Here is a 23052-nt window from a genome sequence, read left to right as displayed (position 1 = left end):
CAAGCACACCGCGAACCCTGTGGGAGCGGGTTCACCCGCGATTGCGATGGTGGGCCCACTGACGTCATCGCGGGTAAACCCGCTCCCACAGGGTCCGCGGCGCCCTCTGGATTACTACAGTTCCGAATGCGGAGTAGATGCCATGAACCAACGCGTTGCCATCATCGGCGCCGGCCCCTGCGGCCTGGCCCAGTTGCGAGCCTTCCAGTCCGCCCGGGCCAAGGGCGCGGACATCCCCGAGCTGGTGTGCTTCGAGAAGCAGGCCGACTGGGGCGGGATGTGGAACTACACCTGGCGCACCGGCCTCGACCAGCACGGCGAGCCGGTCCACGGCAGCATGTATCGCTACCTCTGGTCCAACGGGCCAAAGGAATGCCTGGAGTTCGCCGACTACAGCTTCGACGAGCATTTCGGCCGGCCCATGGGCTCATACCCGCCAAGAGAGGTGCTCTGGGACTACATCAAGGGCCGGGTCGAGAAAGCCGGGGTCCGCGAACTGATCCGCTTCAATACCGCCGTGCGCGATGTGCGCTTCGACGCCGACAGCCAGACCTTCGTGGTCACCGCCCACAGCTATGCCGACGACCTGACCTACAGCGAAACCTTCGACTACGTGGTGGTCGCCAGCGGGCATTTCTCCACCCCCAACGTCCCGAGCTTTCCCGGCTTCGAAAGCTTCGCCGGGCGCATCCTGCACGCCCACGACTTCCGCGACGCCCTGGAATTCAAAGGCAAGGACGTGCTGATCGTCGGCGGCAGCTACTCCGCCGAGGACATCGGTTCGCAATGCTTCAAATACGGCGCGCGCAGCATCACCAGTTGCTACCGCAGCGCGCCCATGGGCTACCAGTGGCCGCAGAACTGGGAGGAAAAACCGCTGCTGACCCACGTCACGGGCAGCACCGCGTTCTTCGTCGATGGCAGCAGCAAGCACATCGACGCGATCATCCTTTGCACGGGATACAAGCACCACTTCCCCTTCCTTCCGGAAGACCTGCGCCTGAAGACCGACAACCGCCTGTGGCCGCTGAACCTGTACAAGGGCGTGTTCTGGGAGCAGAACCCGCGGCTGGCCTACCTCGGCATGCAGGACCAGTGGTACAGCTTCAACATGTTCGACGCCCAGGCCTGGTATGCCCGCGACGTGATCCTAGGGCGCATCGCCCTGCCCGACCAGGCCGCCATGCACGCCGAAGACCAGGCCTGGCGCGAAGAGGAACTGAAGCTGGAGAACGCCCAGCAGATGTTCGAATTCCAGGGTGAATACATTCGCCAGTTGATCGAGGCCACCGACTATCCCAGCTTCGATATCGCCGAGGTCAACCGCACCTTCCTGCAATGGAAGCACGACAAGTACGAAAACATCATGGGCTACCGCGACAAATGCCATCGTTCGCTGATCACCGGGACCCTCGCTACGCCCCATCACACCCCCTGGCTGCAAGCGCTGGACGACTCGCTGGAGGCCTACCTGGCCGAACAGCCAGGCCCTGGCAAGCGGACGGCACCTTGAGGAGCAGCCCATGCAAGCACCCGTGATTTCACGGCCGCAGGAGCCGGCGCTGTTTGCCCGCAATCCGCTGGTGGAACGCCACCGCGTGGCGCCGGGCGGGCTGACGGTAGTGGAGCTGGAGCCCGGTGATCGCCTGGAAGTGATCGACGTCGAAGGCGACCAGCGCGCCGAACTGCTGGCCTTCGCCGGCAACCGCCAGGCGCTCGGCGCCCTGGGCTTGCGCCCCAGCCCCGGTGCGGCGTTTATCGGCCATCTGCTGCATGACGGCAGCCGCGAGGCAGCCCATGTGACGGCGGGACTGGCCCGCCGTGGCATCGACTGCCGACAGTTGCCGGACGCCGCACGGCTCTGGTCCGAGGCAACCCCGGCGGGACACAGCCGGGTGTTCCACAGCGGTGAAAACCTGCTGGTACTGGTGGCCGCCCCCGGCGGCGCCGAGCCGGTGGACAGCCAGGCGCGGGCCAGCGAACTGCGCCTGCTGGTACGCCGGGCCAATCCGAGGACGGCCTTCGTACCGCCGTTGCCCGCACCGCTGGGCGAGGTGCTGGACGAGTTCACCATCACCCCCGGCACCGCCCGCGACTACCAGGTCGGCGCCGGGCAGTACATCCAGGTGCTGGATGTGGCCGGTCGGCAGTGTTCGGACTTCGTCGCCTTCGACCGGCGTGGCCTGGACAGCGGCGCCCAGATCGACCTGGACCCGACCGTGACGCGCACGCTCAACGGCAATGCCTATCCCGGCCCGGGCCTGTTCAGCCGCTTCTACGACCGCAACCTGCAACCCATGCTCGAAGTGGTGCGCGATACCGTTGGCCGCCACGACACCTTCGCCCTGGCCTGCACCGCGCGCTATTACGAGGCCCAGGGTTATTTCGGCCATGACAACTGCAGCGACAACATCAGCCGCGTGCTGGCCCGCCATGGCGTGACGCCGCGGGCGGGCTGGCCGGCGATCAACTTTTTCTTCAACACCGCTGTGGATGCCCACCAGCAACTGACCGTCGATGAACCCTGGTCGCGGCCCGGCGACTACGTCCTGCTGCGCGCCATGACCGATCTGGTCTGCGCCAGCAGCTCGTGCCCGGACGATATCGACCCGGCCAACGGCTGGCAGCCCACCGACATACATATCCGCGTCTATTGCGCCAAGGAGCGCTTCAGTCTCGCCATGGCCACTCGCAAAGCCCCCGACGCTCCAGCGCAACTGACCCGCGAAAGCGGCTTCCACCCCGGCACCAGCGCCCTTACCCGGCAATTCACCGAATACCGCGGCTTCTGGACCCCGCGCCAGTTCGACGGCTACGGCACCCTCGCCGAATACCATGGCTGCCGCGAACGGGTGGCGGTGATGGACCTTTCGGCGCTGCGCAAATTCGAAGTGCTCGGCCCGGACGCCGAGGCCCTGCTCGACTACTGCCTGACCCGCGACGTGCGCAAGCTGGCGGTGGGCCAGGTGGTGTACAGCGCCCTGTGCTACGAGCACGGCGGCATGCTCGATGACGGCACGCTCCTGCGCCTTGGCGCCGATGCGTTCCGCTGGATCGGCGGCGAGGAGCATGCCGGCGACTGGTTGCGCGAGCAGGCGGCGCGGCTGGGCATGAAGGTGTGGGTCAAGAGCGCTTCCGAGCAGATCCACAATATAGCGGTGCAGGGCCCCCTGGCCCGTGCCCTGCTCAAGGGCATGATCTGGACGCCGGGCACCCAGCCGGCACTGGAAGACCTGGGCTGGTTCCGCTTCCTCACCGGGCGCCTCGACGACTACAACGGCCCGCCACTGATGGTTTCGCGTACCGGCTACACCGGTGAGCTGGGCTACGAGATCTGGTGTCACCCGCGGGACGCCATGGCGATCTGGACCCGGTTATGGCAGTTGGGCGATCCGCTGGGGCTGGTGCCGCTGGGGCTGGATGCCCTGGACATGCTGCGCATCGAAGCCGGGCTGATCTTCTCCGGCTATGACTTCTGCGACCAGACCGACCCGTTCGAGGCCGGCATCGGCTTCTGCGTACCGCTGAACAGCAAGCAGGCCGACTTCATCGGCCGCACCGCCCTGTTGCGGCGCAGTGCCGAGCCGCAGCGGCGCCTTGTCGGGCTGCTGCTGGAGGGCAATGAAACCGCGGTCCACGGCGATTGCGTGCGGGTCGGCCGGGCCCAGGTCGGGGTCATCACCAGTGCCACCCGCTCGCCCGTGCTGGGGCGCAACATCGCCCTGTGCCGCCTGGACGTGGCCCATTGCGCGCCGGGCACGCAGGTCGAGGTAGGCAAGCTCGATGGCCAGCAGAAACGCCTTTCCGCGACCGTAACGGCCAGCACCGTAGCCTACGATCCGGAAAAACGTCGGGTGCGTGGGTGAAACTGGATGGGAAATTGCAGGTAATCGGGACAGGGATTGTCCCTTTTGCATGGAGAACCTGACGATGTGGTTCAGCAAAGCGTCCAGCGACCTGGCCAACGAGCTCAGCCAATGGCTCGAGCAACTTTCCCGCAATGGCTCTGTTACGGGCCATTCACCCCTGTTGCAGCGCCAGCCGCGGCTGCTCGGCACGCTTGAACATCTGCAAAGGGACTGGGGCGAACTGCAACGGATTCGCCAGCAGGCCGAGGGTTATGTAGCACCGCCGTGCACCGCGGATGAGCTGGATGCGCTGCAACAGCGCCTGGCCGAGGCCGATGCGCGGGTGCAGCAGCTGACCACGGAGCGCGATGCCGTTGCCCAGCAACTGCAGGTGCTGAGTGCCGAGCGCGAGCGCTGGAGCGAAGACCGCCAGGTCTGGGAATTGACCCAGCGCACCCTTACCGAAGGCTGCTGGGCAATGAACGTGGTCAACGGTGATCCGGACCATCCGCACAACGTGATTCGCTGGTCGGAGCAGTTCCGCGCCCTGATCGGCTACAGCCGCGAGGAGTTTCCCGATGGCTGGGACAGCTACTTCGGCGTGGTCAATGCCGACGACCTGAAGAACGTGATGAAAGCCTTCAATGCCTCGATGGTCGACAGTGGTGGCGACGGTGTCTACGCGGTGGAATACCGCATGCGCCACAAGACCCGTGGCGAGGTTTGGTTCCGCGAGCGCGGGCGCTGCCTGCGCGATGCCAAGGGGCGGCTGACCTGGGTGACCGGTGCGGTACGCGAGATCAGCGACGAGAAGACCGCCGCCAGCCTGCATGACCGCGAGCAGGCCAGCATCCAGGCCACCTACGGGCATATCGCCCAGGTCGCCGGGGTGATCCGCGGAATTGCCGAACAGACCAACCTGCTGGCGTTGAATGCGGCCATCGAGGCAGCCCGCGCCGGGGAAGGCGGCCGGGGGTTCGCGGTGGTGGCGGACGAGGTGCGCAACCTGGCCCGCAGGACCCAGGAGTCCGTGCAGCAGATCCAGAACATGTTGCAGTCCTGAAGACAACGCGGCCCCTGTGGGAGCGGGTTCACCCGCGATTACGATAGTGGATTCACCAACGCGATCGCGGGTGAACCCGCTCCCACAGGGGCCGCGGAACCTTCCCGAAATCACACAACAATAAAAGCCTTGAAAGGCAAGCAGTCCACTTCCCTCTGCCCACCACAACATTCCTAAAGCATTTGCATCGAGGATCGAGTGATGGAAGAACAGAAAGCCCCGACCCTGGAGGAATTGAAGGGTCTGATCGAAATGACCAACACCCTGAACATGGAGATCTTCTACTGGTGGTGCATCGCCTTGATGATCCTGATCCATGCCGGGTTCCTCTCCTACGAAATCGGCGCATCGCGCCTGAAGAACGCCCTCGCTGCCGGCGTCAAGAACATCCTTGCCTTCGGTTTCATCGTCCCCACCTTCTTCCTGTTCGGCTGGGCCATCTACAACGCCTTCCCCGATGGCCTGGTGCCGCGCATGGATGCCCTGGCCGCCGCGATGCCGTGGAGCCAGGCGATGGGCCCGAACATCAAGGACAATGCCACCGGCATCTTCTGGGGTGCCTTCGCCCTGTTCGCCGCCACCACCGGTTCGATCCTGTCCGGGGCGATCATCGAGCGGGCGCGGATGAGCGCCTTCATCATCATGACCATCCTCCTCGGCTCGGTGCTCTGGCTGTTCGGCGCGGCCTGGGGCTGGCACCCGGAGGGCTGGCTCACGGTCAAATGGGGCTACCACGACGTCGGCGCGGCCGGGGTGGTGCACATGATCGCCGGCTTCTTCGCCCTGGCCGTGGTCATCAACCTCGGCGCACGCATCGGCCGCTTCAACCCGGACGGCAGCGCCAACGCCATCGTCGGCCATAGCATGCCGATGAGCGTGGTCGGGCTGATGCTGATCATCGTCGGCTTCTTCGGCTTCCTCGGCGGCTGCATCATCTACAGTTCGGGCGCGCAGTGGATCAACATCTACGGCCAGCCGACCACCCTCTCCGCCTTCGCCTTCAATACCCTGATGGGCTTCGCCGGGGGCCTGATCGGCGCCTACCTGACCAGCCGCGAGCCGTACTGGATGATGTCCGGCGGCCTGGTGGGGATCATCTCCGTGGCCCCCGGCCTGGACCTCTACCACCCCGGCCTGGCGTACCTGATCGGCATGGGCGTGGCCGCCGTGGCGCCGCTGGTCAACAACCTGCTGCTGAAATTCCGCCTCGACGACGCGGTCGGCGCATTCGCCGTGCATGGCTTCGGCGGCTTCGCGGGGCTGGTGATCAGTGGCGTGTTCCTGTCCGGCTACCCGAACATGAACGGCATGGCCGAGATCAGCTTCATGGGGCAACTGGGCGGTGCCGTGGTCATGGCGTCGCTGGGGTTCATTCCCGGCTACCTGGTGTCCTGGGCGCTGAAGAAAGCGGGCGTGCTGCGGGTGCCGGCGCATGCCGAAGAGCGTGGCCTGGACCTCACCGAAGTACCGGCCCAGGCCTATCCGGAATGGAGCGGGATCTATGGCGAGCCGGTGAAAGCCAAGCCGGTGATGATCGCTGAAAGCAAAGCCACTGTCTGAGGGGAAACGCCATGAGCATCAGTACCTATGAAGGCGCCAGCGCCGTATTTACCTTTGCCGACAAACCTGCCGTACTGGCGGTGATCACCCTGGTGGTGATCGCCGCCACGCTGTATGCGCTGGTGACTACCTTCGTGCATGAGAAGCACAGTTATGCGATGCCGGACGAAGATCTACCGAAGCTGAAGTAAAGCCACAAAGCGACGCGGACCCTGTGGGAGTGGGTTCACCCGCGATTGCGGTAGTGAGTTCCCAATAGCAATCGCGGGTAAACCCGCTCCCACAAGGTCCCTGCAAATCAAAGAGTTATGTTTTGTTCTATCAGAGCTGGCTTGCCAGCGATGAGGCACTCAAACACACCACCTTAAGCAACCTGCCCATCCCCCACCAGCTTCAACCCGACAATCCCGCCGACGATCATCAACAGGCACACGCCCTTCAGCACACCCAGCGATTCCCCGAGAAATACACTCCCGTAGATCACCGTCCCCAGCGTGCCGATCCCCACCCACACCGCATAGGCCAGGCCCAGCGGCAGTTCCCTGACCGACAGGCTCAGCAGGTAGATGCTCAGGGCCAGGAACACCCCGCAATACAGGCTCGGCCACAAGCGGGTAAAACCATCGGTACGCGGAATGATCGAGGCATACAGCACTTCGCAGGCCCCGGCCGCCAGCAGATACGTCCATCCATTCAACCAGCCCACTGCCCTTCTCCTTTCATCACACAAGCAAACGCCGGCACAAAGCGCCGGCGCTGTTTTCACTCAGGGATCAGTTGGAATACTTGTATCCCACCTCGCCGTGCGCGGAGAGGTCCAGGCCGTCCACCTCGGACTCTTCATCCACCCGCAGCCCGCCACAGAACGCCGCAGCGATCTTGAAGGCGACCCAACTGCTGACGGCCGAGAAGACGATGCTGAACAGGATCGCCCCGCCATTGACCACCAGTTGCTCCATCAGCCCGCGCCCTTCGGCAAAGCCCTGGCCACCGATGGCGGTGAGGGCGAACACCGGGGTCAGCAGGCCGCCGAGAATCCCTGCCACGCCATGCACGCCGAACACGTCGAAGGCGTCGTCCAGGCCGATCATCGGCTTGAGCTTGTCCACCGACCAGACGCACACGGGCCCTGCGATGAAGCCCAGCAGGATGGCGCCCATAGGGCCGACGAAACCGCAGGCGGGAGTGATCGCCACCAGGCCGGCAATGGCCCCGGAAATCGCGCCGAACAGGCTGGGACGACCGCGGTACTGCCATTCGACGATCAGCCAGCCAAGGGCGCCGGCACAGCTGGCAAGCATGGTGTTGACCATCACCAGCATGGCGAAACCGCTGGCGGCCAGGGCGCAGCCACCACAGAAGCCGAGCCAGCCGACCCAGAGCATGCAGCCACCGGTGTAGGTCATGGTCATGTTGTGCGGGGCCAGGGCCTGGGTGCCGAAACCGCGCCGGCGCCCGAGCATCCAGGCGCCGACCAGGGCGGCGATGCCGACGTTCAGGTGCACCACGTTGCCGCCGGCGAAATCCTGCACGCCAAGGTTGAACACCCAGCCGCCACCCCAGCCCATATGGGCCATGGGCAGGTAGTTGAGGGTCAGCCAGAAGGCCATGAACACCATCACCGCCGAGAACTTCATGCGCTCGGCAAACGCACCGACGATGATCGCCGGGGTGATCGCGGCGAACAGCAGCATGAACAGGAAGTACAGGTATTCAGGGATGGTGCCGGTGATCGAATCCTTGCCTACCCCGTGCAGGAACAACTTGTCCAGGCCACCGATGAACGACTGCAGCGAGCCGCCATCGGTGAAGGTCAGGCTGTAGCCATAAAGCGCGAATAGCACCGCGGCCAGGGACGCGGTACAGAACACCTGCATCAGAATCGACAGCACATTCTTGCTACGCGCCATGCCGCCATAGAACAGGGCAAGGCCGGGCAACATCATCAACAGCACCACCAGCGAACACAGGGCCACGAAGGCGGTGTCGCCGCTGTCGATGGCCGCCGGCGCGTCCTCGGCCAATGCCGACGTCGCGCCCAACATCAAGGAAAGGCCCAAGGTACCGCGGACCACAGGTGAATACCGGATCATTGCCCACTGCCTCCAATCGATGGCATGCCGGTGACCGCAGCGTCAAACGGGCCGGCATTCGTTATCGCTGCGGCGCACCGCAACTGTTTGATAGCCAGGGGGACAACGCAAGCGCCTTGCCAAGTTGGGCAAAACGCCACGAATTCATGGCAATCGCTTGAAAACAAAGGTGTTTGTCGGAGCGGACGCGGCATGGCATGCGGGCATGAAACGATTCCCCATAGGAAATTTAGTTTCTTTTAGTGCAATCAACGCTGAGGCTTCACCAGTTTGGTGCTCCGGCTGCAAGCCCTCTGCCGCGGGGCTTTTCCTGTCCGTATCATCAGGATTTACGGCATACCGTCCACCAATAAAGTGATTGCAAACAAGAAACACTCGCAGATAATATCCGCGCGCATTTTCTTCTTGTCCTACAAATTTCGTCAGGATTCCCACCCCGATGCGCCGTACCATCGTCTCGCTCTGCCTGCTCCACGCCGTCCCTGCCCTGGCCCTCGCCGCCGAACCCAGCCTCCAGCTCGAAGCCGTGAACATCAACGACAGCGCCGACTACGAGCGCGCCGATGGGCCGGTGCAGGGCTACAAGGCCACCCGCTCGGCCAGTGCGACACGCACCGACACCGCCCTGCACGAAACGCCGCAGTCGGTTAGCGTGGTGCCTCGCGCAGTGCTGGAAGACACCGGCGCAACCCGCCTGCAGGACGCCCTCGACTACGCCGGAGGCGTCGGCCGGGCCAACAATTTCGGAGCCCAGGGCCTGACCACCGTCACCGTGCGCGGCTTCACCACCGGTGAGTACTACCGCAATGGCTTCCCGATGAACCGCGGCTATCCTGGCGCGCCGGACTCGGCCATCGTCGAGCGCCTGGAGGTGATCCGCGGCCCGGCCACCAGCCTGTATGGACGTGGCGACCCCGGCGGCACCTTCAACGTGGTCACCAAGCAGCCATTGCCCGAATCGAAGGTCACCGTCGGCAGCCAGCTCGATGACCAGGGCATGCACCGCGCCACCCTCGATGCCACTGGCCCGCTCAACCAGGACGGCAGCCTGGCCTATCGCCTCAACGTGCTCGGCGAAGGTGGCGAGAGCTTCCGCGATGACGTGGAAAGCGAGCGCTACGAAGTGGCGCCGGTGCTCAGCTGGCAGGTCAACGACGCCACGAAGATCGTTTTCGAAGGCGACTTCATGCGCAATAACCATCCGCTGGACCGCGGCCTGACCCGCTATGCCACGCAACAGGGCAGCGCCTCGCGGGACACCTATCTGTGGGAGAAAGGCAGCGACAACCTGCTGCATAACGATAACGACATGGCCCAGGTACGCTTCGAGCATCTGCTCAACGACGACTGGACCCTGGCCGGTGGCGTGCAATGGCTGGACGGGTCGCTGCAAGGCAACGCCGTGGAAGCCAACGCACTCCAGGCCGATGGCCGCACCCTTGGGCGCAACTTCAACTGGCGCAAGCTGGAATGGTCCGACCGCGATTACCAGTTGAACCTGACCGGTCACTTCGACACCGGGGCGTTCAGCCACACCCTGCTCACCGGCATCGAATACGAGGACTACGACTACCAGTCGATCATCCTGCGTTCGGCAGCCGGCGCCAGCGCCTACCCGATCGATATCTACCATCCGGTGCTCGGCCAGCCGCGCCCGGCCCTGACCCGCACCACCACCCACGACAAGGAAAACCTCAAGACCTGGGCGTTCTTCATCCAGGACCAGGTGGCCCTGACCGAGCGCCTCAAGGCCCTGGCCGGCGCCCGCTTCGAACGTTTCGAGCACGACTACGACAACCGGCTCAACAGCACCGGCGACTTCACCAAGGCCGAGAACGGCGTGACCCCGCGCCTGGGCCTGCTCTACGACCTGACCGACACTGTCGCGGTCTACGCCAACACCGCACGCTCGTTCAAGCCCAACAGCGGCGCGGCCCGTGAAGGCGGTGGTTTCGATCCGGAAAAAGGCCGGTCGTGGGAGCTGGGGGTGAAATGGGAAGCCCTGGAACGCCAGCTCGCGGTGGACGCGGCGATCTACCACATCGTCAAGGAAAACGTGCTGACCCGCGACCCGATCGACCCGACCTACAGCATCGCTGCCGGCGAGGTTCGCAGCCGTGGCCTGGACATCAACGTCGCCGGCAACATCACCCCCGAATGGCGGGTGATCGGTGGCTACGCCTATGTCGATGCCGAAGTGACCAAGGACAACCGCCTGCCCACCGGCACGCGCCTGGCGAACATCCCGCGCAACAGCTTCAGCCTGCTCAACACCTATGAATTCCAGGACGGCCTGGCCAAGGGCCTGGGCCTGGGTGTCGGGGTGAAATACGTCGATGATCGCAACGGCCAGACCGAAGCGGTGACCTACACCATGGAGCGCTATAGCGTTGTCGACCTGTTGAGCTTCTACAAGGTCAACGAGCATGTGCGCCTGAACCTGGACGTGAAGAACCTGTTCAACAAGGGCTATGACGAAGGTGCGTTCAATACCTATGCCTATCCGGGAGCACCGCGCACGGTGCAGGCCGGGGTGGCGTACACCTTCTAGATTCCAAGGCTGACAGCAAATCCTGTGGGACCGAAATCGCGGGTGAACCCGCTCCCACAGGGTTCTCGGCAGGCCCTCAATATCGAGGCTTGCCGCAGCTGAGTGTGGGAGCGGGTTCACCCGCGATAGCGTCAGGTCAGGTAACACAGATATCAGTAGATAACGCGATAGATCGCCTCAACCTCCCCCACATCCATATCCCGCGGATTGCTGTCGATCAGCCGCTGCAACCCGCCGACCACATCCCCGGCCATGCCCGGGATCGCCGCTTCATCCACGCCAAGCTTCGACAAGCGCAGTTCCAGGCCGCTGTCGCGCACCAGCCCTTCAATAGCCTGGACAAAGGCTTCGGCCGCGGCCCCCTCGTCAGCAAACACCGCTCCCGGCAACAGATGCCCCGCCAGTTCCGCATACAACCCCCGCGCCGCTTCCAGGTTGAAGCGGATCATCGGCGCCATGACCAGCGCATTGGCATGTCCATGGGGAATGTGGAAGCGCGCCCCCAACGGATAGGCCAACCCGTGGATGGCGGCCACCGAGGCATTGACGAAGGCCATCCCGGCCATCAGCGAGCCTTGCAGCATCGCTTCCCGCGCCGCCACGTCGCGACCGTCCGCCAGCACCTTGCGCAGGTTGCCGCCGAGCAGCCTTAGCGCCGTGGTCGCCAGGCCATCGGAGATGGGGTTCTTGCGCGTGCGGCTGGTGTACGCCTCGATGGCATGCACCATGGCGTCCAGCCCAGTGGCGGCCGTAACCTGCGCCGGCAGGCCGAGGGTCAGTTCGGGGTCGAGCAGTGCCACGTCCGGCATCAGTTGCGCCGAGTACACCGCCTGCTTGCGCTGCTGCTCGTCGGTAATCACCGAGACCCAGGTCACTTCCGAGCCGGTGCCCGCCGTGGTCGGCACCAGCACCAGCGGTACGCGCCGGCCTTGGGCCTTGTCGGTGCCGTACAGGTCCTCCAGAGGCTGATCGCTGTTGACCAGCAAGGCCACCAGCTTGGCGGCATCCAGCGAGCTGCCGCCGCCCAGGCCCAGCACGCCATCGGCAGCGAATGCCCGTCCCCGTTCGACCGCCTGCCTGACAACGGCAACCGGCGGATCCGCCACTACCTGGTCGAACACCGCCACCTGGCAACCTGCCGCTTCCAGCGCCGCTACGGCCGTGGCGGCAAAGCCCAGCTTGACGATGCCCGGATCACAGACCAGCAGCACCCGCCCCGCCCCCAGCCCGGCGAACACCTCGCCGATGCCGCCCAGACTCCCCGCCGCGCAGACGATGCGCGGCACGCTTCTGAATTCATGGTTCATCGCGAGCGGCCCTCACAACACCGAGGCATAGATGGCCCGCGCATCGTCACGGGTGACCGGACGCGGATTGTTGACCAGCAGGCGCTGGACCTTCATCGCGTCGTCGCTGAGGCGGTCGAGGTCCTCCTCGGTGACCCCGACTTCGGCCAGGCGCTGGGCAAACGGCATCCGCTCGACCAGCGCCGTGATGAAGCCGATAAAGGCATCGCAGGCCGCCGCCGGGCTGTCGAAACGCTGCCCCGGCAACACGCTTGGCGCCAGCTCGGCATACAGGTCCTGCGCGGCGCTGCGATTGAAGTTCAGCACCGGCACCAGTACCAGCGCATTGCTCAGGCCATGGGGCACATGGAAATGCCCGCCCAGCGGGTAGGCCAGCGCATGCACTGCCGCCACCGGGGCGTTGGCGAAGGCCATGCCGGCCAGCATCGAGCCCAGCAGCATGTCGGAGCGGGCCTTGAGGTCGCCCGGCTCGGCGAGCACACGGTCCAGGTTGCCGGCCAGCAGGCGCAGTGCCTGCACGGCCAGGCCATCGGAAAGCACGTTCTTCTTGTGCAGGCTGGTATAGGCCTCGATGGCATGGACCATGGCATCCACGCCGGTCATGGCACTGACCGCCGCCGGCAGGCCGACGGTCAGGCGCGCATCGAGCAGGGCAATGTCCGGGTACAGCAGCGGGCTGACCACACCTTTTTTCTCGTGGCTCGGGGTGGTGACGATGGCCACTGCGGTGACTTCCGAACCGGTCCCGGCCGTGGTCGGCACCTGGATCAGCGGCACGCGCGGCCCCTGGGCCAGGTTGATGCCGTAGATGTCCTCCAGCTTCTGCTCGCGACCACAGAGCAGCGCCACCAGCTTGGCGGTGTCCAGCGAGCTGCCGCCACCCAGGCCGATCACCGCCTGGGCGCCACAGTCGCGCCCGGCTGCCACGGCATCAAGTACCGAGGCCTCTGGCGGATCGGCCTGTACGTCGCTGTACAGCGTCACGTCAACACCCGCTTCGCGCAGCGCTTGCATCGGCGCGTCCAGCAGGCCGGCTTTGTGCAGCCCGGGATCGCTGACCAGCAGCACCCGCCGGGCCCCCAGTTCGCGGCACAGCGTACCCAGGCGCAAGGCGCCATCCACTTCGCAGATCACCCGTGGCGTGGTTTCAAAGGTAAAGTTCGACATGGCTTCTTATCCTGCTTGTACGCTGCCGCGCTCGATGCGGTAGACGGCATCGACCAGGTCAGCGGAATGGGTGTCATCGGATTCGGAGATCAGCACGCACAGGCCTTCGTCGCCGAGCCTGGCGATCACTTCGCTCAGGCGCCGGGACAGCACCGGGGCCACGCCTTCGAAGGGTTCATCGAGGATCAGCAGGCGCTGGCCGGGCATCAACGCCCGGGCCAGGGCCACCAGCTTCTGCTGTCCGCCGGACAGTTGCATGGCGCGACGCTCGCGGAACTGGGCAATTTCCGGAATCAGGCTGTAGACCCACTCCAGGCGCTCGGCACTGCCGGGCAGCTTGTTGGCCCAGACCGGCAGGAGGATGTTCTCCTCCACGGTCAGCGCCGGGATCAGCCGGCGGTCTTCCGGCAGGTAGCTAATCCCCGCCGCCGCGCGCTGGTGGCCGGGCTGGGCGCGCAGGTCGCTGTCGTTGAAGCGGATCGAGCCGGAATCGGCCTCGAGCAGGCCCATCAGGGTGCGGATCAAGGTGGTCTTGCCGGCGCCGTTATGGCCGATCAGGCCGACCATCTGCCCGGCGCCGACGTTAAGCGAGACGTTGTGCAGGATCGGCACCGACTCGATGGAGACATTGAGGTTGCGGATTTCCAGGCTCATGCGTGTGCTCCCTTGTGCGCCTTGTGGCCACCGGTGACCAGTTCCTGGACCCGGGCATTGGCCAGGACCTCCTCGGGCGGGCCGTCGGCCAGTACCTCACCGCTGTAGAAGGCGAGGATGCGCGACACGTAGCGGCGCACCACGTCCATATCGTGTTCGACGAACAGCACCGTGACCTGGTGGCGCGACACCACCTGCATCACCGTGTCCATCAGTTGGGTCTTCTCCTCGGCGCTGACGCCGCTGGTGGGTTCGTCCAGCAGGAGCATCTGCGGATCGCCGATCAGGGCCATGGCGATGTCGATCAGCTTGCGCACGCCCTGGGGCACGGCGGTGACCTTGCTGTCGCGCCAGTCGAGGATGCTGAACTCGCCAAGGATCGCCTCGGCGCGGGCAATCCGCGCGGCGCTGCGCAGCGGCCGCAACAGCGACGGGAACGGCGATTCGGCAGCCGCCAGGGCGATCAGCAGGTTGTCCAGCACCGTCAGTTCCGGGAACAGCTGGGCCACCTGGAACGAACGGGCCATGCCGGCGCGGGTGATCGCCCGCGGCGTGCGGCCGATGATCGATTGCTGGTTGAAGAGGATTTCGCCACGGCTCGGCTTGAGGTAGCCGGTGACCATGTTGATGAAGGTGGTCTTGCCGGCACCGTTGGAGCCGATCACCCCCACCACCTCGCCCTTGGCGATGCGCACGTTGACGTCCTTCGCCGCGGTGACCGCGCCGAATTCCTTGTACAGACCACGGGTTTCCAGAATGCAGCTCATGCCTTGGCCTCCACGGCTTTGGCCCGGCGGGCCTGGCCACTGAACAGGCTCCACAGCCCCTTGGGCAGGAACACGATGATTGCCAGCAGGGTGATGCCGAGGATCATCTGCCAGCTATGGGGCACCAGCTCGATGGCATAGGTACGCACCACGGCGAACAGGATCGCGGCGATGATCGGCGCCGCCACATGGGCCGTGCCGCCGAGCAAGGCGATGAAGACGAACTCGCCGGAAGTGATCCAGTAGGCCATTTCCGGGTCGATGTGCCCGGCGGCCAGGGCCATGAAACCACCGCCCAGCGCCGATACCCCGGCAGCGGCGACGTAGTTCATGTACAGCACCCAGCGCGGTGACTGGCCGAGGTATTCGACCCGCACTTCGTTCTCGCGAATCGCCTCGCACATCGCCCCGGCGCTGCTGCGCCCGTAGCGGTGCAGAAGTACAGCGAGCACGGCGCTGGCCGCGACGATGATGACGAACAGCGCCAGGGGCGCCTGCCCCGCGGCCGGGCTCCAGCCGAACAGGGTCCAGGCCTTGACGTTGAAGCCGTCGGTGCTGCCCAGGGCCGGGCTTTTCACCAGCATGCCGTAGAGGATCATGGAAAACGCCAGCGACAGCATGGCGAAGAAGATCTCGCGGTAGCGGGTCATCAACAGGCCCAGCAGCATCGCCAGCGCCACCGCTGCGGCCACGCCGATCAGCAGCAGGGTCGGCAGGTCGCTGAGCGCCAGGAAATGCCCGCTCATACCCACGGCATAGCCGCCCATGCAGAAGTACAGGCCCTGGCCGAAGGTCACCAGGCCTGCGCGCATCTGCATCACCACGCCCTGCACCACCATGGACTTGGCCAGGGCCATGGTCAGCAGGAACACCAGCCACTGCGGGGCGATCAGGCCGCCGAGGGCGAGCAGTACGGCCACGCCCAGCAGAATCGTTTCGGTTCGATCGAGACGCATCAGATTTTCCTCGCCAGCACGCGGCCGAACAGGCCCTGCGGACGCACCGCCAGGACCAGCGCCATCACGCCGTAGATAACGAACAGTTCGAATTGCGGCGCGTAATGCACCGCCGCCGCACGGCTCAGGCCCACCAGCAAGGCGCCCAGGGCGGCGCCCTCGATGCTGCCCATGCCGCCGATCACCACCACGGCGAAGGCCAGCACGATGATCTCCACGCCGATGCCCGGTGCCACCGAGATCGCCGGAGCGGTCAGAGCGCCAGCCAGGGTGCCGAGCACGGTGCCGAGGATGAACACCAGGGTGAATACCCGGCGCACGTTGACGCCCATGGCCTGGGCCACTTCGCGGTCATGGATCACCGCGCGCAGGACCTTGCCCTGGTGAGTGCGCTCCAGCCACAGCCATAGCGACAGGCCCAGCACCAGGGAAACGCCGACCAGCATCAGGTCATAGTTGGACACCTTGAGCCCGGCCAGCACGCTGCGGCCCATTTCCGCGTAGGGCTGGTAGGCGAAGTACGGATTGACGCCCCAGATCATCTTCATGGCGTCTTCGAGGATCAGCAGCAGTGCGTAGGTGATGATCACCATCAGCACTTCGTCGCGGCCATACATGAAGCGCAGCAGCCCGCGCTCGATCAGCAGGCCGACGACCAGGCCTGCGGCAAGCGCACAACCGAGCATCATCAGGTAGCCGACCCAGACCGGGCCGATCCCGTTGTTGAAATACCAGCCCACCAGCGAGGCGGCGGCATAGGCACCGATGGCGTAGAAGCTGCCATGGGCCATGTTGAGAATGCGCATGACACCGTAGATGACGGTGAGCCCCGCCGCGACCAGAAACAGCCACGAGGCATAGATGGCGCCGTCGATCAGCACCGCATAAAGACTCATCATTTCGATCCTGCCTTTGGCAAGCGTGGCGGCCGGGAAGTGGCCGCCACGGGTAGGTCAAGAGGTGCCGATCAATTGCACTGGGCGCCCGGGAAACCGGCCTTGATCCAGTCGTGGGCGGTGGTGCCGTCCGGCGGGGTCACGCATTCGCCAGAGAAGGCGATGACGTTCTGCACGCTGCCCTTCTTGCTGGCGGCGTCGTAGTGGTACTCGCCGTAGGCGATGCCTTGCATGGCCTGGTGGCCGCCGGCACGGGCCATCTGCACGGTGCCCGAGACCGATTCGAAGGTGGCGCCCTTCATGGCCTTGGCCATTTCCAGCGGGGCCGGCACCGTGCCGGCTTGGGCACCGGCGTTCTCGGCGGCGAACTTCAGGCCGAGGATGGCCTGGGCCATCTTGCTTGCCGGGTAGGTCGGCGAGGATTTGTAGGCAGCCTGGTACTGGCGGGTGAACCAGTTGTTCAGGGCGTTATCCGGCGCGAAGGCTCCGAACGGGCCGCGGCCGCCGATGATCATGCCGTTGGGGGCCTGATCCTTGTAGCGCTCCAGGGCCGACTCGCCGCAGGTCAGCACGGCGGTGGCATCTTCCAGCAGGCCGCGGGAGTTGGCCTGAAGCACCAGGGCCTCCATGTCGCCGCCCCAGAAGCTGGAGTGGATGATGTCCGGGCGCTTCACCGACAGCGCCGAGATTTCCGCGCCGTACTGGCCCTGGAAGACCTTGGGCATCTGCGACTCGACCACCTGGCTCTTGGGCATGACCTGGGCCATGGACAGGGTGAAGTCGTTCCAGCTGTCCTGGCCCCAGGCGTAGTTCTGCTGGATGCCGCCGATACGCACGGCATCCGGACGGGTCTTGGCCAGGTAGCGGGCGGCACCGATGTTGTCCACGGCAGCGTCGAGGCTGGTGCGGAATACGTATTGCGGGGTCTTGTCCTCGGTGAACAGCTGGGAGGTGCCGCAGTCGTAGAACACGGTCATGGCGCCCAGCTCCTCGGCCACTGGCGCGATCGCCAGGCAGTCGCCGGACGAGATGTAGCCGACCACGGCATCGACCTTCTGGCGCTGTACGAGGTTGCGGAATTCCTCGACCTGCTTGGCCGCACCACCGGCCTCGTCGATGATCACCATCTCGATTTCGGCGCCGTTGATGCCGAGCTTGTCGTAGGGCGCGGGCAGCTTGCCCTGGTTCAGGCCCTCCACCAGCACCTTGGCAGCGTTGGCCGACGGTTCGCCGAACGGACCGGCCGCCGGGCCGGAGAGGAAGGTCACCACGCCGATGCGGAACTTGCCGTTCTCGGCGGCAACGGCTGCGCCGTTGAAGCCGGCGGCAGCGATGGCCAGGGCCAGTGGCAGGGTCTTGCAGTGTTGCTGGAGGCGTTTCTTGTAGTTATTCATGGCGTTTCCATTGCGGGCTTTACGGGTTAAGGAACGGGCTAAGGGGCGTGCCCCTCGGGGTTACGGATCTGTTGGGCCAAACGCCGGGCACGCGTGGCCGGATCGGGTTGCAGTTCCTCGGCGGAATACAGCTGCCAATTGCCAAGCATCAGCCGGGCCGGCGGGTAGTCGTGGTTGGGCACCGGCGTACCGACCGCCTGGGTCTGCTGGATCTGGTGGGTCAGCGGGTCGATGCGCGAGGCAAAGCCGGGCGGATCTTCCGGCAAGGCGATTTCCAGCCCTTCGAGGGCGCGGATCAAGGATTCGGTATCGGTGGCACCAGCGGCCTTCTGGCTGGCCCTGGCCAGGACCATGACCCCGGTGTAGGCGCCTTGCGCGGCGTAGGTCGGGAAGCGTCCGGTCAGGGTGTGGAAGCGCTCGACGAAGGCACGGTTGCGCGCTGTGTCGGGGAAATTGTTGTGGTGCCGGGCGGACAGGATCAGGCCCGGTGGTGCCTTGTCGCCAAGGGAGACAAGGAAGTCGTAGTTGCCACCGGTATCGAAGTTGGCCAGGCGCGAGGTCTCGAACAGGCGTGTGCCGGCCGCCTGCTTGACGAAGGCATGGAAATCGCCGCCCCACAGGGCCGAGACGATGATGTCGGGCTTGGCCTGCTCCAGCGCGGCGATATAGGCGGAATAGTCCGGCTCGTAGAGGCGCGGCCACAGCTCGGTGACGTCGTCGAACTTCACCCCCTGCTGGCGCAGCGCTTCATGCAGGTCGTCGCGCGAGACGTGGCCGTATTCGTAGTCGGGGCCGATGAAGGCCAGGCGTGTCCAGCCGGTCCTGGCCTGCAGGTCCTTCAGGTAGCGGGCGCCGGCGGCCATGGAGGTCCAGGTGTCGTTGGTCACCCGGAAGTAATAGCGGTGGCCGTTTTCCAGGCTCATGCGCGACGAGGCGTGATCGGTGCCGATCATCAGCACCTTCTGTTCCCGGGCCAACTGGCTCACGGCGATCGCTACCCCCGAGGAGACCATGCCGCACAGCACCTGCACGCCGTCCTTGCGAATGAAGGCGCGGGCCAGGCCGGTGCCGTAGGAGGCCTTGGACTGGTCGTCGTCGATGATCACGCGCATCCGCGGCACCTGCTCGCCGGCTTCGCGCAGGCCTTGCAACTCGCTCAGGGCGACCTGGATGCCGGCAATGCTGTCCTGGCCATAGATCGCCGCGCGCTCGGTCATCGGGTACAGGCAGCCAAGGGTCAGGTCCGCCTGGGTGGCGGCCGCGCCCAGCTCGACCCGACCGGCGTCGGCGGTGCAGGCGAAGCCCAGCAGCAGGCTGCTCAGGGCGATAACGGATGGCAGTCGGGAAAACGACGATTGCATGTCAGTACCTTGGGGCGTTCGTGGACGCCTCTTGTGGTTAGCGAAAGGGTTATCGCAAAGGCTGTGCCAGCCTCTGTGCGATGCACCATAAGAAACCGTGCAAGCGCTCTGGAACAAGGCTTTGCACGGCGATTCACGGCGAGTTCGGAACACCGTGGCGCGGTAAGGCACGGTGTTGGGCGGGAGACGTTGAGCGGTAACCGCTCAGCGCGGGCGAGCGCTTGAGCGGTTACCGCTCATCGAAGCGCTCGATGCCCAGGCGTTGCAGGCGACGCTTGAGGGCGTGGCGGGAGATACCGAGGATCTCGGCAGCCATGCCCTTGTGCCCGGCGCTGCGGCTGAGGGCATCGAACACCAGTTCGCGCTCGGCGCGCTGCAATTGATCCTCGATCGGCAAGCGGCTGGCGTCCACGGGCCCGGCGGCCTGCATCAGCTCCGGCAATTGCGCTGCGGCGATGGCCTGGCCGGGCATCAGGATGGTCAGGCGCTCGATCAGGTTCTTCAATTCACGGACATTGCCCGGCCAGCGATGCCGCAGCAGCGCCGCCTCGGCGTCGGCCTGGAAGGCGATGGCCGCGCCCTGCTCTTCCCGCGCCTGGCGCTCGGCGAAGTGCCGGGCCAGCAGAAGGATGTCGTCGCCACGCTGGCGCAGGGCCGGAATATCGATGGTGATCACGTTCAGGCGGTAGAACAGGTCTTCGCGGAAACGCCCCTGGCTTACGTCATCGGCGAGGTCGCGGTTGGTCGCCGCCACCACCCGCACATCGGCGCTGCTGGCCTGGCTGGCGCCGACCGCACGGTAGCTGCCGTTCTCCAGGAAGTGCAAAAGCTTGGCCTGCAACGCCAGCGGCAGCTCGCCGATCTCGTCGAGGAACAGCGTGCCGTTGCTCGCCTGGGCCACCAGGCCGACACGCTTCTGGTGAGCGCCGGTATAGGAGCCCTTCTCGGAACCGAACAGCTCGGCCTCGATCAACTGCTCCGGCAGCGCCGCGCAGTTGACCTCGATAAACGGCTGGCCGGCGCGGTTGCTGGCGTCGTGCAGGGCCTGGGCGACCAGGGTCTTGCCGGTGCCGGATTCGCCAAGCAGGAGGATCCGCGTCGCCGAACTGCGTGCCACCCGCTGCACCGCCCCGTGCAAGGCGCGCATGGCCGGGCTCTGGCCGAGCAGATTGCCCGGGGCCGCATCGGCGTCGCTCGGCGCCGGCACGGCCAGGGTGGCCTGGATAGTGGCCAGCAGGTCGTCCAGTTCGAAGGGTTTGGTCAGATAGTCCGTGGCCCCGCCCTTCACTGCCTGCACGGCGGCGCGGGTGTCGCCATGGGCGGAGATCATGATCACCGGCAGGGTCGGGCGCAGCTTGCGCAGGCCATCGAGGGTGGCAATGCCGTCCAGGCCCGGCAGGCCCAGATCGAGCAGGACGATATCGCAGCGCCTGGCGCTGTCGGCCAGCAGCGCCAGCCCCTCCTCGCCGCTGCCGGCTGCGCCGACGTTGAAACCCTCGGCGCGCAGGGCGTAGCTGAGGGAGCGCACCAGCGCTTCTTCGTCGTCGATGATCAGTACATGGAAGTCGGACATCACAGGCTCACTTCAAATCGGTCGGGCAAGGCGCGGGAAAGTCCAGGGTCACCACGGTGCCCTTGCCGGCGGTACTCGCGATCTCCATTCGCGATGCATTGGCTTGCAGCAGTTGCTGGCAGATGCTCAGCCCAAGGCCGGTGCCCCGGGGCTTGAGGGTAAAGAACGGCTGGCGTACGCGGTTCAGCGCATCGAGGGGGATGCCACAGCCATCGTCGCTGACGCTGACCAGTACACGCTCGCCGTGGCGGTAGCCGGCAAGGCTGACGCGCTTGCCGGCAGCACAGGCCTCCAGTGCGTTCAGGCACAGGTTCAGGAGGATCTGCCGGGCCTGGTCCGGGTCGACGAACAGGCGGATACCGCCGGCGCAACCGGCTTCGAAGTGGATGGCGCGGGCCTCGGCTTGCGGGGCGATCTGGCGCTTCACCCGTTCGAACAGGCTGTGCAGTTCCACGACTTCCGGGTTGGCCGGATGGGGCCGGCCGTACTCCAGCAGGTCGCTGGTAACGTGGGAGAGCCGGTCGATTTCCTGGCCCAGGTCGCTCAACAGCAGGCGCCGCTCGCTTTCCGGCTCCCGGCGCAGCAGGGCCTGCACGGTGGTCTTCATGGTCGCCAGGGGGTTGCGCACTTCATGGGCCACGCCAGTGGCAAAGGTACCGAGCACGGCGAGGTTTTCCGAGCGCACGGTCTGCTCCATCACGTCCGCCAGGCGCCCGGCCATGACGTTGAAGGCGCGGGTCACCCGGCCGATCTCGTCATTGCTCGACTGTTCCGGCAGGCGGTAGCCGAGGTCGCCCATGGACAGCTGGTGGGCACCCTCGACCAGCGTGCCCACCCGTGCCCGCAACTGCCGTGACAGGGTGAAGAACACCACCAGGATGAACGCGATGAAACCGACGGCGGCCAGGTACAACCACCAGCGGGCATCGTCCAGCGGCTTGAGGATGGCTTCGGGCTGCACGCTGAACACCACCTGCCAGCCGGGCAGGATCAGCGGGCCTTCGCGCAGGTCGTCGGGGGCTGCGACCTGGCGCCCGGTGGCATCGATAAAGGCGCCGCCGGGCACGCGCAGCAAGGGCGTCACCACCCCGCTCAGGCCGGCGCTGGTGAGCAGTTCGGTCAACGAGGCCAGACGCAGGTGCAGACCGATGCTGACCCGGTGATCGGTGCGGCCGTTGCGGATGGTCTTGCGGATCAGCAGCCAGCCGGAGCGCCCGGCCTGGGGCAAGGCCGGGCCGATCACCTCGATATCGCCGACCTTCTGCCTGGGCAATCCGGCCAGGGACCAGTCCTCGTTGCTCCAGTACGGCGCCCCCGAGGCCGCCGGGCCGGGCAAAACCTTGAGCAGGCGTTCGTCGTCGCTGAAGAACAGCACGCCGTAGAGAAACGGCAGCTCGCTTTCCAGCTTCAGCAGCGCGTCGATATCGCCGACGGAATGGCTTTGGTCGGCGATGAAATCGGGCATGTTCGGGTGATTGGACAAGGCCGAGAGCTGATAGAAGCGCTCATCGAGGAAGGACGACACGCGGTTGGCCGTGGACAGCGCCTGGGCATCGAGGCGCTCACCGGTCAGGCGGTTGAGCAGGTCCTTGGCCAGTTGTTCATAGAGCACGGCCAGGGCGATCAGCGCCACGCTCATCACCAGCGTGGACAACAGGGTATAGCGTGCGACCAGGCTGCGCCGCGGCCGGGCAAACCGGCGCCACAGCGCAGCAGCGGGAAATTCGACATCCATGGGCTTTGTAATTGTTGTTCATGTAGTGGCGGGGAGGATAAGGAGCCGGGGATGGGGTTGTCCATTGGCGCAATGTCGGGGGTGGGGATTGTTGTCGCTCTTTCGGGCCTCATCGCGGGGGTAACCC

Annotated in this window: 18 protein-coding genes and 1 pseudogene; 6 read left to right on the top strand and 13 right to left on the bottom strand. The window is 65.5% G+C overall.

Translation table 11 applies throughout. The annotated features are described in order from the left end of the window. The first annotated feature begins 142 nt into the window (after positions 1 to 142). The 5 genes and pseudogenes from ACKLLE_RS11660 (at position 143) to ACKLLE_RS11640 (ending at position 6662) form a co-directional block, all read left to right on the top strand. On the top strand, positions 143 to 1513 hold the full coding sequence (locus tag ACKLLE_RS11660; protein ID WP_420058028.1) for an NAD(P)-binding domain-containing protein: 1371 nt from the start codon (positions 143 to 145) through the stop codon (positions 1511 to 1513). A 10-nt stretch (positions 1514 to 1523) separates the two neighbouring features. Next, the gene (locus ACKLLE_RS11655) at positions 1524 to 3866 is read left to right on the top strand and encodes a trimethylamine N-oxide demethylase (RefSeq protein ID WP_420058026.1); all 2343 of its coding nucleotides are present in this window, start codon (positions 1524 to 1526) and stop codon (positions 3864 to 3866) included. A 49-nt stretch (positions 3867 to 3915) separates the two neighbouring features. Next, positions 3916 to 4902 (top strand): annotated as a pseudogene (locus tag ACKLLE_RS11650) (methyl-accepting chemotaxis protein); the annotation flags it as partial. 210 nt (positions 4903 to 5112) lie between these two features. Continuing rightward, a complete protein-coding gene (locus ACKLLE_RS11645; protein WP_009397871.1) occupies positions 5113 to 6471 on the top strand; it encodes an ammonium transporter in 1359 nt (452 codons plus the stop codon). 11 nt (positions 6472 to 6482) lie between these two features. Then, positions 6483 to 6662, top strand: coding sequence for a hypothetical protein (locus tag ACKLLE_RS11640; protein WP_009397873.1), 180 nt, complete (start codon positions 6483 to 6485; stop codon positions 6660 to 6662). 173 nt (positions 6663 to 6835) lie between these two features. Here the strand turns inward: ACKLLE_RS11640 and ACKLLE_RS11635 are convergent, their stop codons facing one another. The 3 genes from ACKLLE_RS11635 to ACKLLE_RS11625 form a co-directional block, all read right to left on the bottom strand. Further along, positions 6836 to 7177 (bottom strand): DMT family transporter, encoded by a 342-nt coding sequence (locus ACKLLE_RS11635; RefSeq protein ID WP_009404044.1) that lies wholly within the window; start codon positions 7175 to 7177, stop codon positions 6836 to 6838. A 67-nt stretch (positions 7178 to 7244) separates the two neighbouring features. Beyond that, positions 7245 to 8564 carry an ammonium transporter gene (locus ACKLLE_RS11630; RefSeq protein WP_064304174.1) on the bottom strand — a complete coding sequence of 440 codons (1320 nt, stop codon included), beginning with the start codon at positions 8562 to 8564 and terminating at the stop codon, positions 7245 to 7247. A 144-nt stretch (positions 8565 to 8708) separates the two neighbouring features. Beyond that, positions 8709 to 9017, bottom strand: coding sequence for a hypothetical protein (locus ACKLLE_RS11625; RefSeq protein ID WP_420058025.1), 309 nt, complete (start codon positions 9015 to 9017; stop codon positions 8709 to 8711). On the opposite strand from ACKLLE_RS11625, the gene ACKLLE_RS11620 reads away from it, so the two are divergent. Beyond that, on the top strand, positions 9004 to 11115 hold the full coding sequence (locus tag ACKLLE_RS11620) for a TonB-dependent siderophore receptor (protein ID WP_064304173.1): 2112 nt from the start codon (positions 9004 to 9006) through the stop codon (positions 11113 to 11115). The two genes, ACKLLE_RS11625 and ACKLLE_RS11620, sit on opposite strands and share 14 nt — an antisense overlap. 152 nt (positions 11116 to 11267) lie before the next feature. Here ACKLLE_RS11620 and ACKLLE_RS11615 read toward each other — a convergent pair whose 3' ends face one another. The 10 genes from ACKLLE_RS11615 to ACKLLE_RS11570 all read right to left on the bottom strand — a co-directional run bounded on the left by ACKLLE_RS11615 (position 11268) and on the right by ACKLLE_RS11570 (position 22925). After that, positions 11268 to 12422 (bottom strand): iron-containing alcohol dehydrogenase, encoded by a 1155-nt coding sequence (locus tag ACKLLE_RS11615; protein ID WP_420058024.1) that lies wholly within the window; start codon positions 12420 to 12422, stop codon positions 11268 to 11270. Between the two features lie 12 nt (positions 12423 to 12434). Then, a complete protein-coding gene (locus tag ACKLLE_RS11610) occupies positions 12435 to 13589 on the bottom strand; it encodes an iron-containing alcohol dehydrogenase (RefSeq protein WP_420058023.1) in 1155 nt (384 codons plus the stop codon). A gap of 6 nt (positions 13590 to 13595) precedes the next feature. Further along, the gene (locus ACKLLE_RS11605; protein ID WP_009407037.1) at positions 13596 to 14243 is read right to left on the bottom strand and encodes an ABC transporter ATP-binding protein; all 648 of its coding nucleotides are present in this window, start codon (positions 14241 to 14243) and stop codon (positions 13596 to 13598) included. Next, a complete protein-coding gene (locus ACKLLE_RS11600; protein WP_420058022.1) occupies positions 14240 to 15010 on the bottom strand; it encodes an ABC transporter ATP-binding protein in 771 nt (256 codons plus the stop codon). Before ACKLLE_RS11600 ends, ACKLLE_RS11605 begins: the two co-directional genes overlap by 4 nt. Beyond that, positions 15007 to 15966, bottom strand: coding sequence for a branched-chain amino acid ABC transporter permease (locus tag ACKLLE_RS11595; protein ID WP_420058020.1), 960 nt, complete (start codon positions 15964 to 15966; stop codon positions 15007 to 15009). The genes ACKLLE_RS11600 and ACKLLE_RS11595 overlap by 4 nt, the downstream gene beginning before the upstream one ends. Beyond that, positions 15966 to 16862: a branched-chain amino acid ABC transporter permease gene (locus ACKLLE_RS11590; RefSeq protein WP_009407043.1), complete on the bottom strand. Its 897-nt coding sequence runs from the start codon at positions 16860 to 16862 to the stop codon at positions 15966 to 15968. Before ACKLLE_RS11590 ends, ACKLLE_RS11595 begins: the two co-directional genes overlap by 1 nt. A gap of 71 nt (positions 16863 to 16933) precedes the next feature. Further along, positions 16934 to 18256 carry an ABC transporter substrate-binding protein gene (locus ACKLLE_RS11585; RefSeq protein WP_064304168.1) on the bottom strand — a complete coding sequence of 441 codons (1323 nt, stop codon included), beginning with the start codon at positions 18254 to 18256 and terminating at the stop codon, positions 16934 to 16936. A gap of 38 nt (positions 18257 to 18294) precedes the next feature. Next, the gene (locus ACKLLE_RS11580; protein ID WP_420058017.1) at positions 18295 to 19617 is read right to left on the bottom strand and encodes an ABC transporter substrate-binding protein; all 1323 of its coding nucleotides are present in this window, start codon (positions 19615 to 19617) and stop codon (positions 18295 to 18297) included. A gap of 229 nt (positions 19618 to 19846) precedes the next feature. Next, positions 19847 to 21190 (bottom strand): sigma-54-dependent transcriptional regulator, encoded by a 1344-nt coding sequence (locus tag ACKLLE_RS11575; protein ID WP_420058016.1) that lies wholly within the window; start codon positions 21188 to 21190, stop codon positions 19847 to 19849. A 7-nt stretch (positions 21191 to 21197) separates the two neighbouring features. Beyond that, positions 21198 to 22925: a sensor histidine kinase gene (locus tag ACKLLE_RS11570; protein ID WP_420058015.1), complete on the bottom strand. Its 1728-nt coding sequence runs from the start codon at positions 22923 to 22925 to the stop codon at positions 21198 to 21200. Positions 22926 to 23052: the final 127 nt, after the last annotated feature.

This window comes from Pseudomonas bharatica, from assembly GCF_048586865.1.
GTDB classification, from domain to species: Bacteria; Pseudomonadota; Gammaproteobacteria; order Pseudomonadales; family Pseudomonadaceae; genus Aquipseudomonas; species Aquipseudomonas bharatica.
The sequence above is the reverse complement of the archived record's forward strand: the minus strand, read 5'-3'. Positions and strand labels throughout refer to the sequence as shown.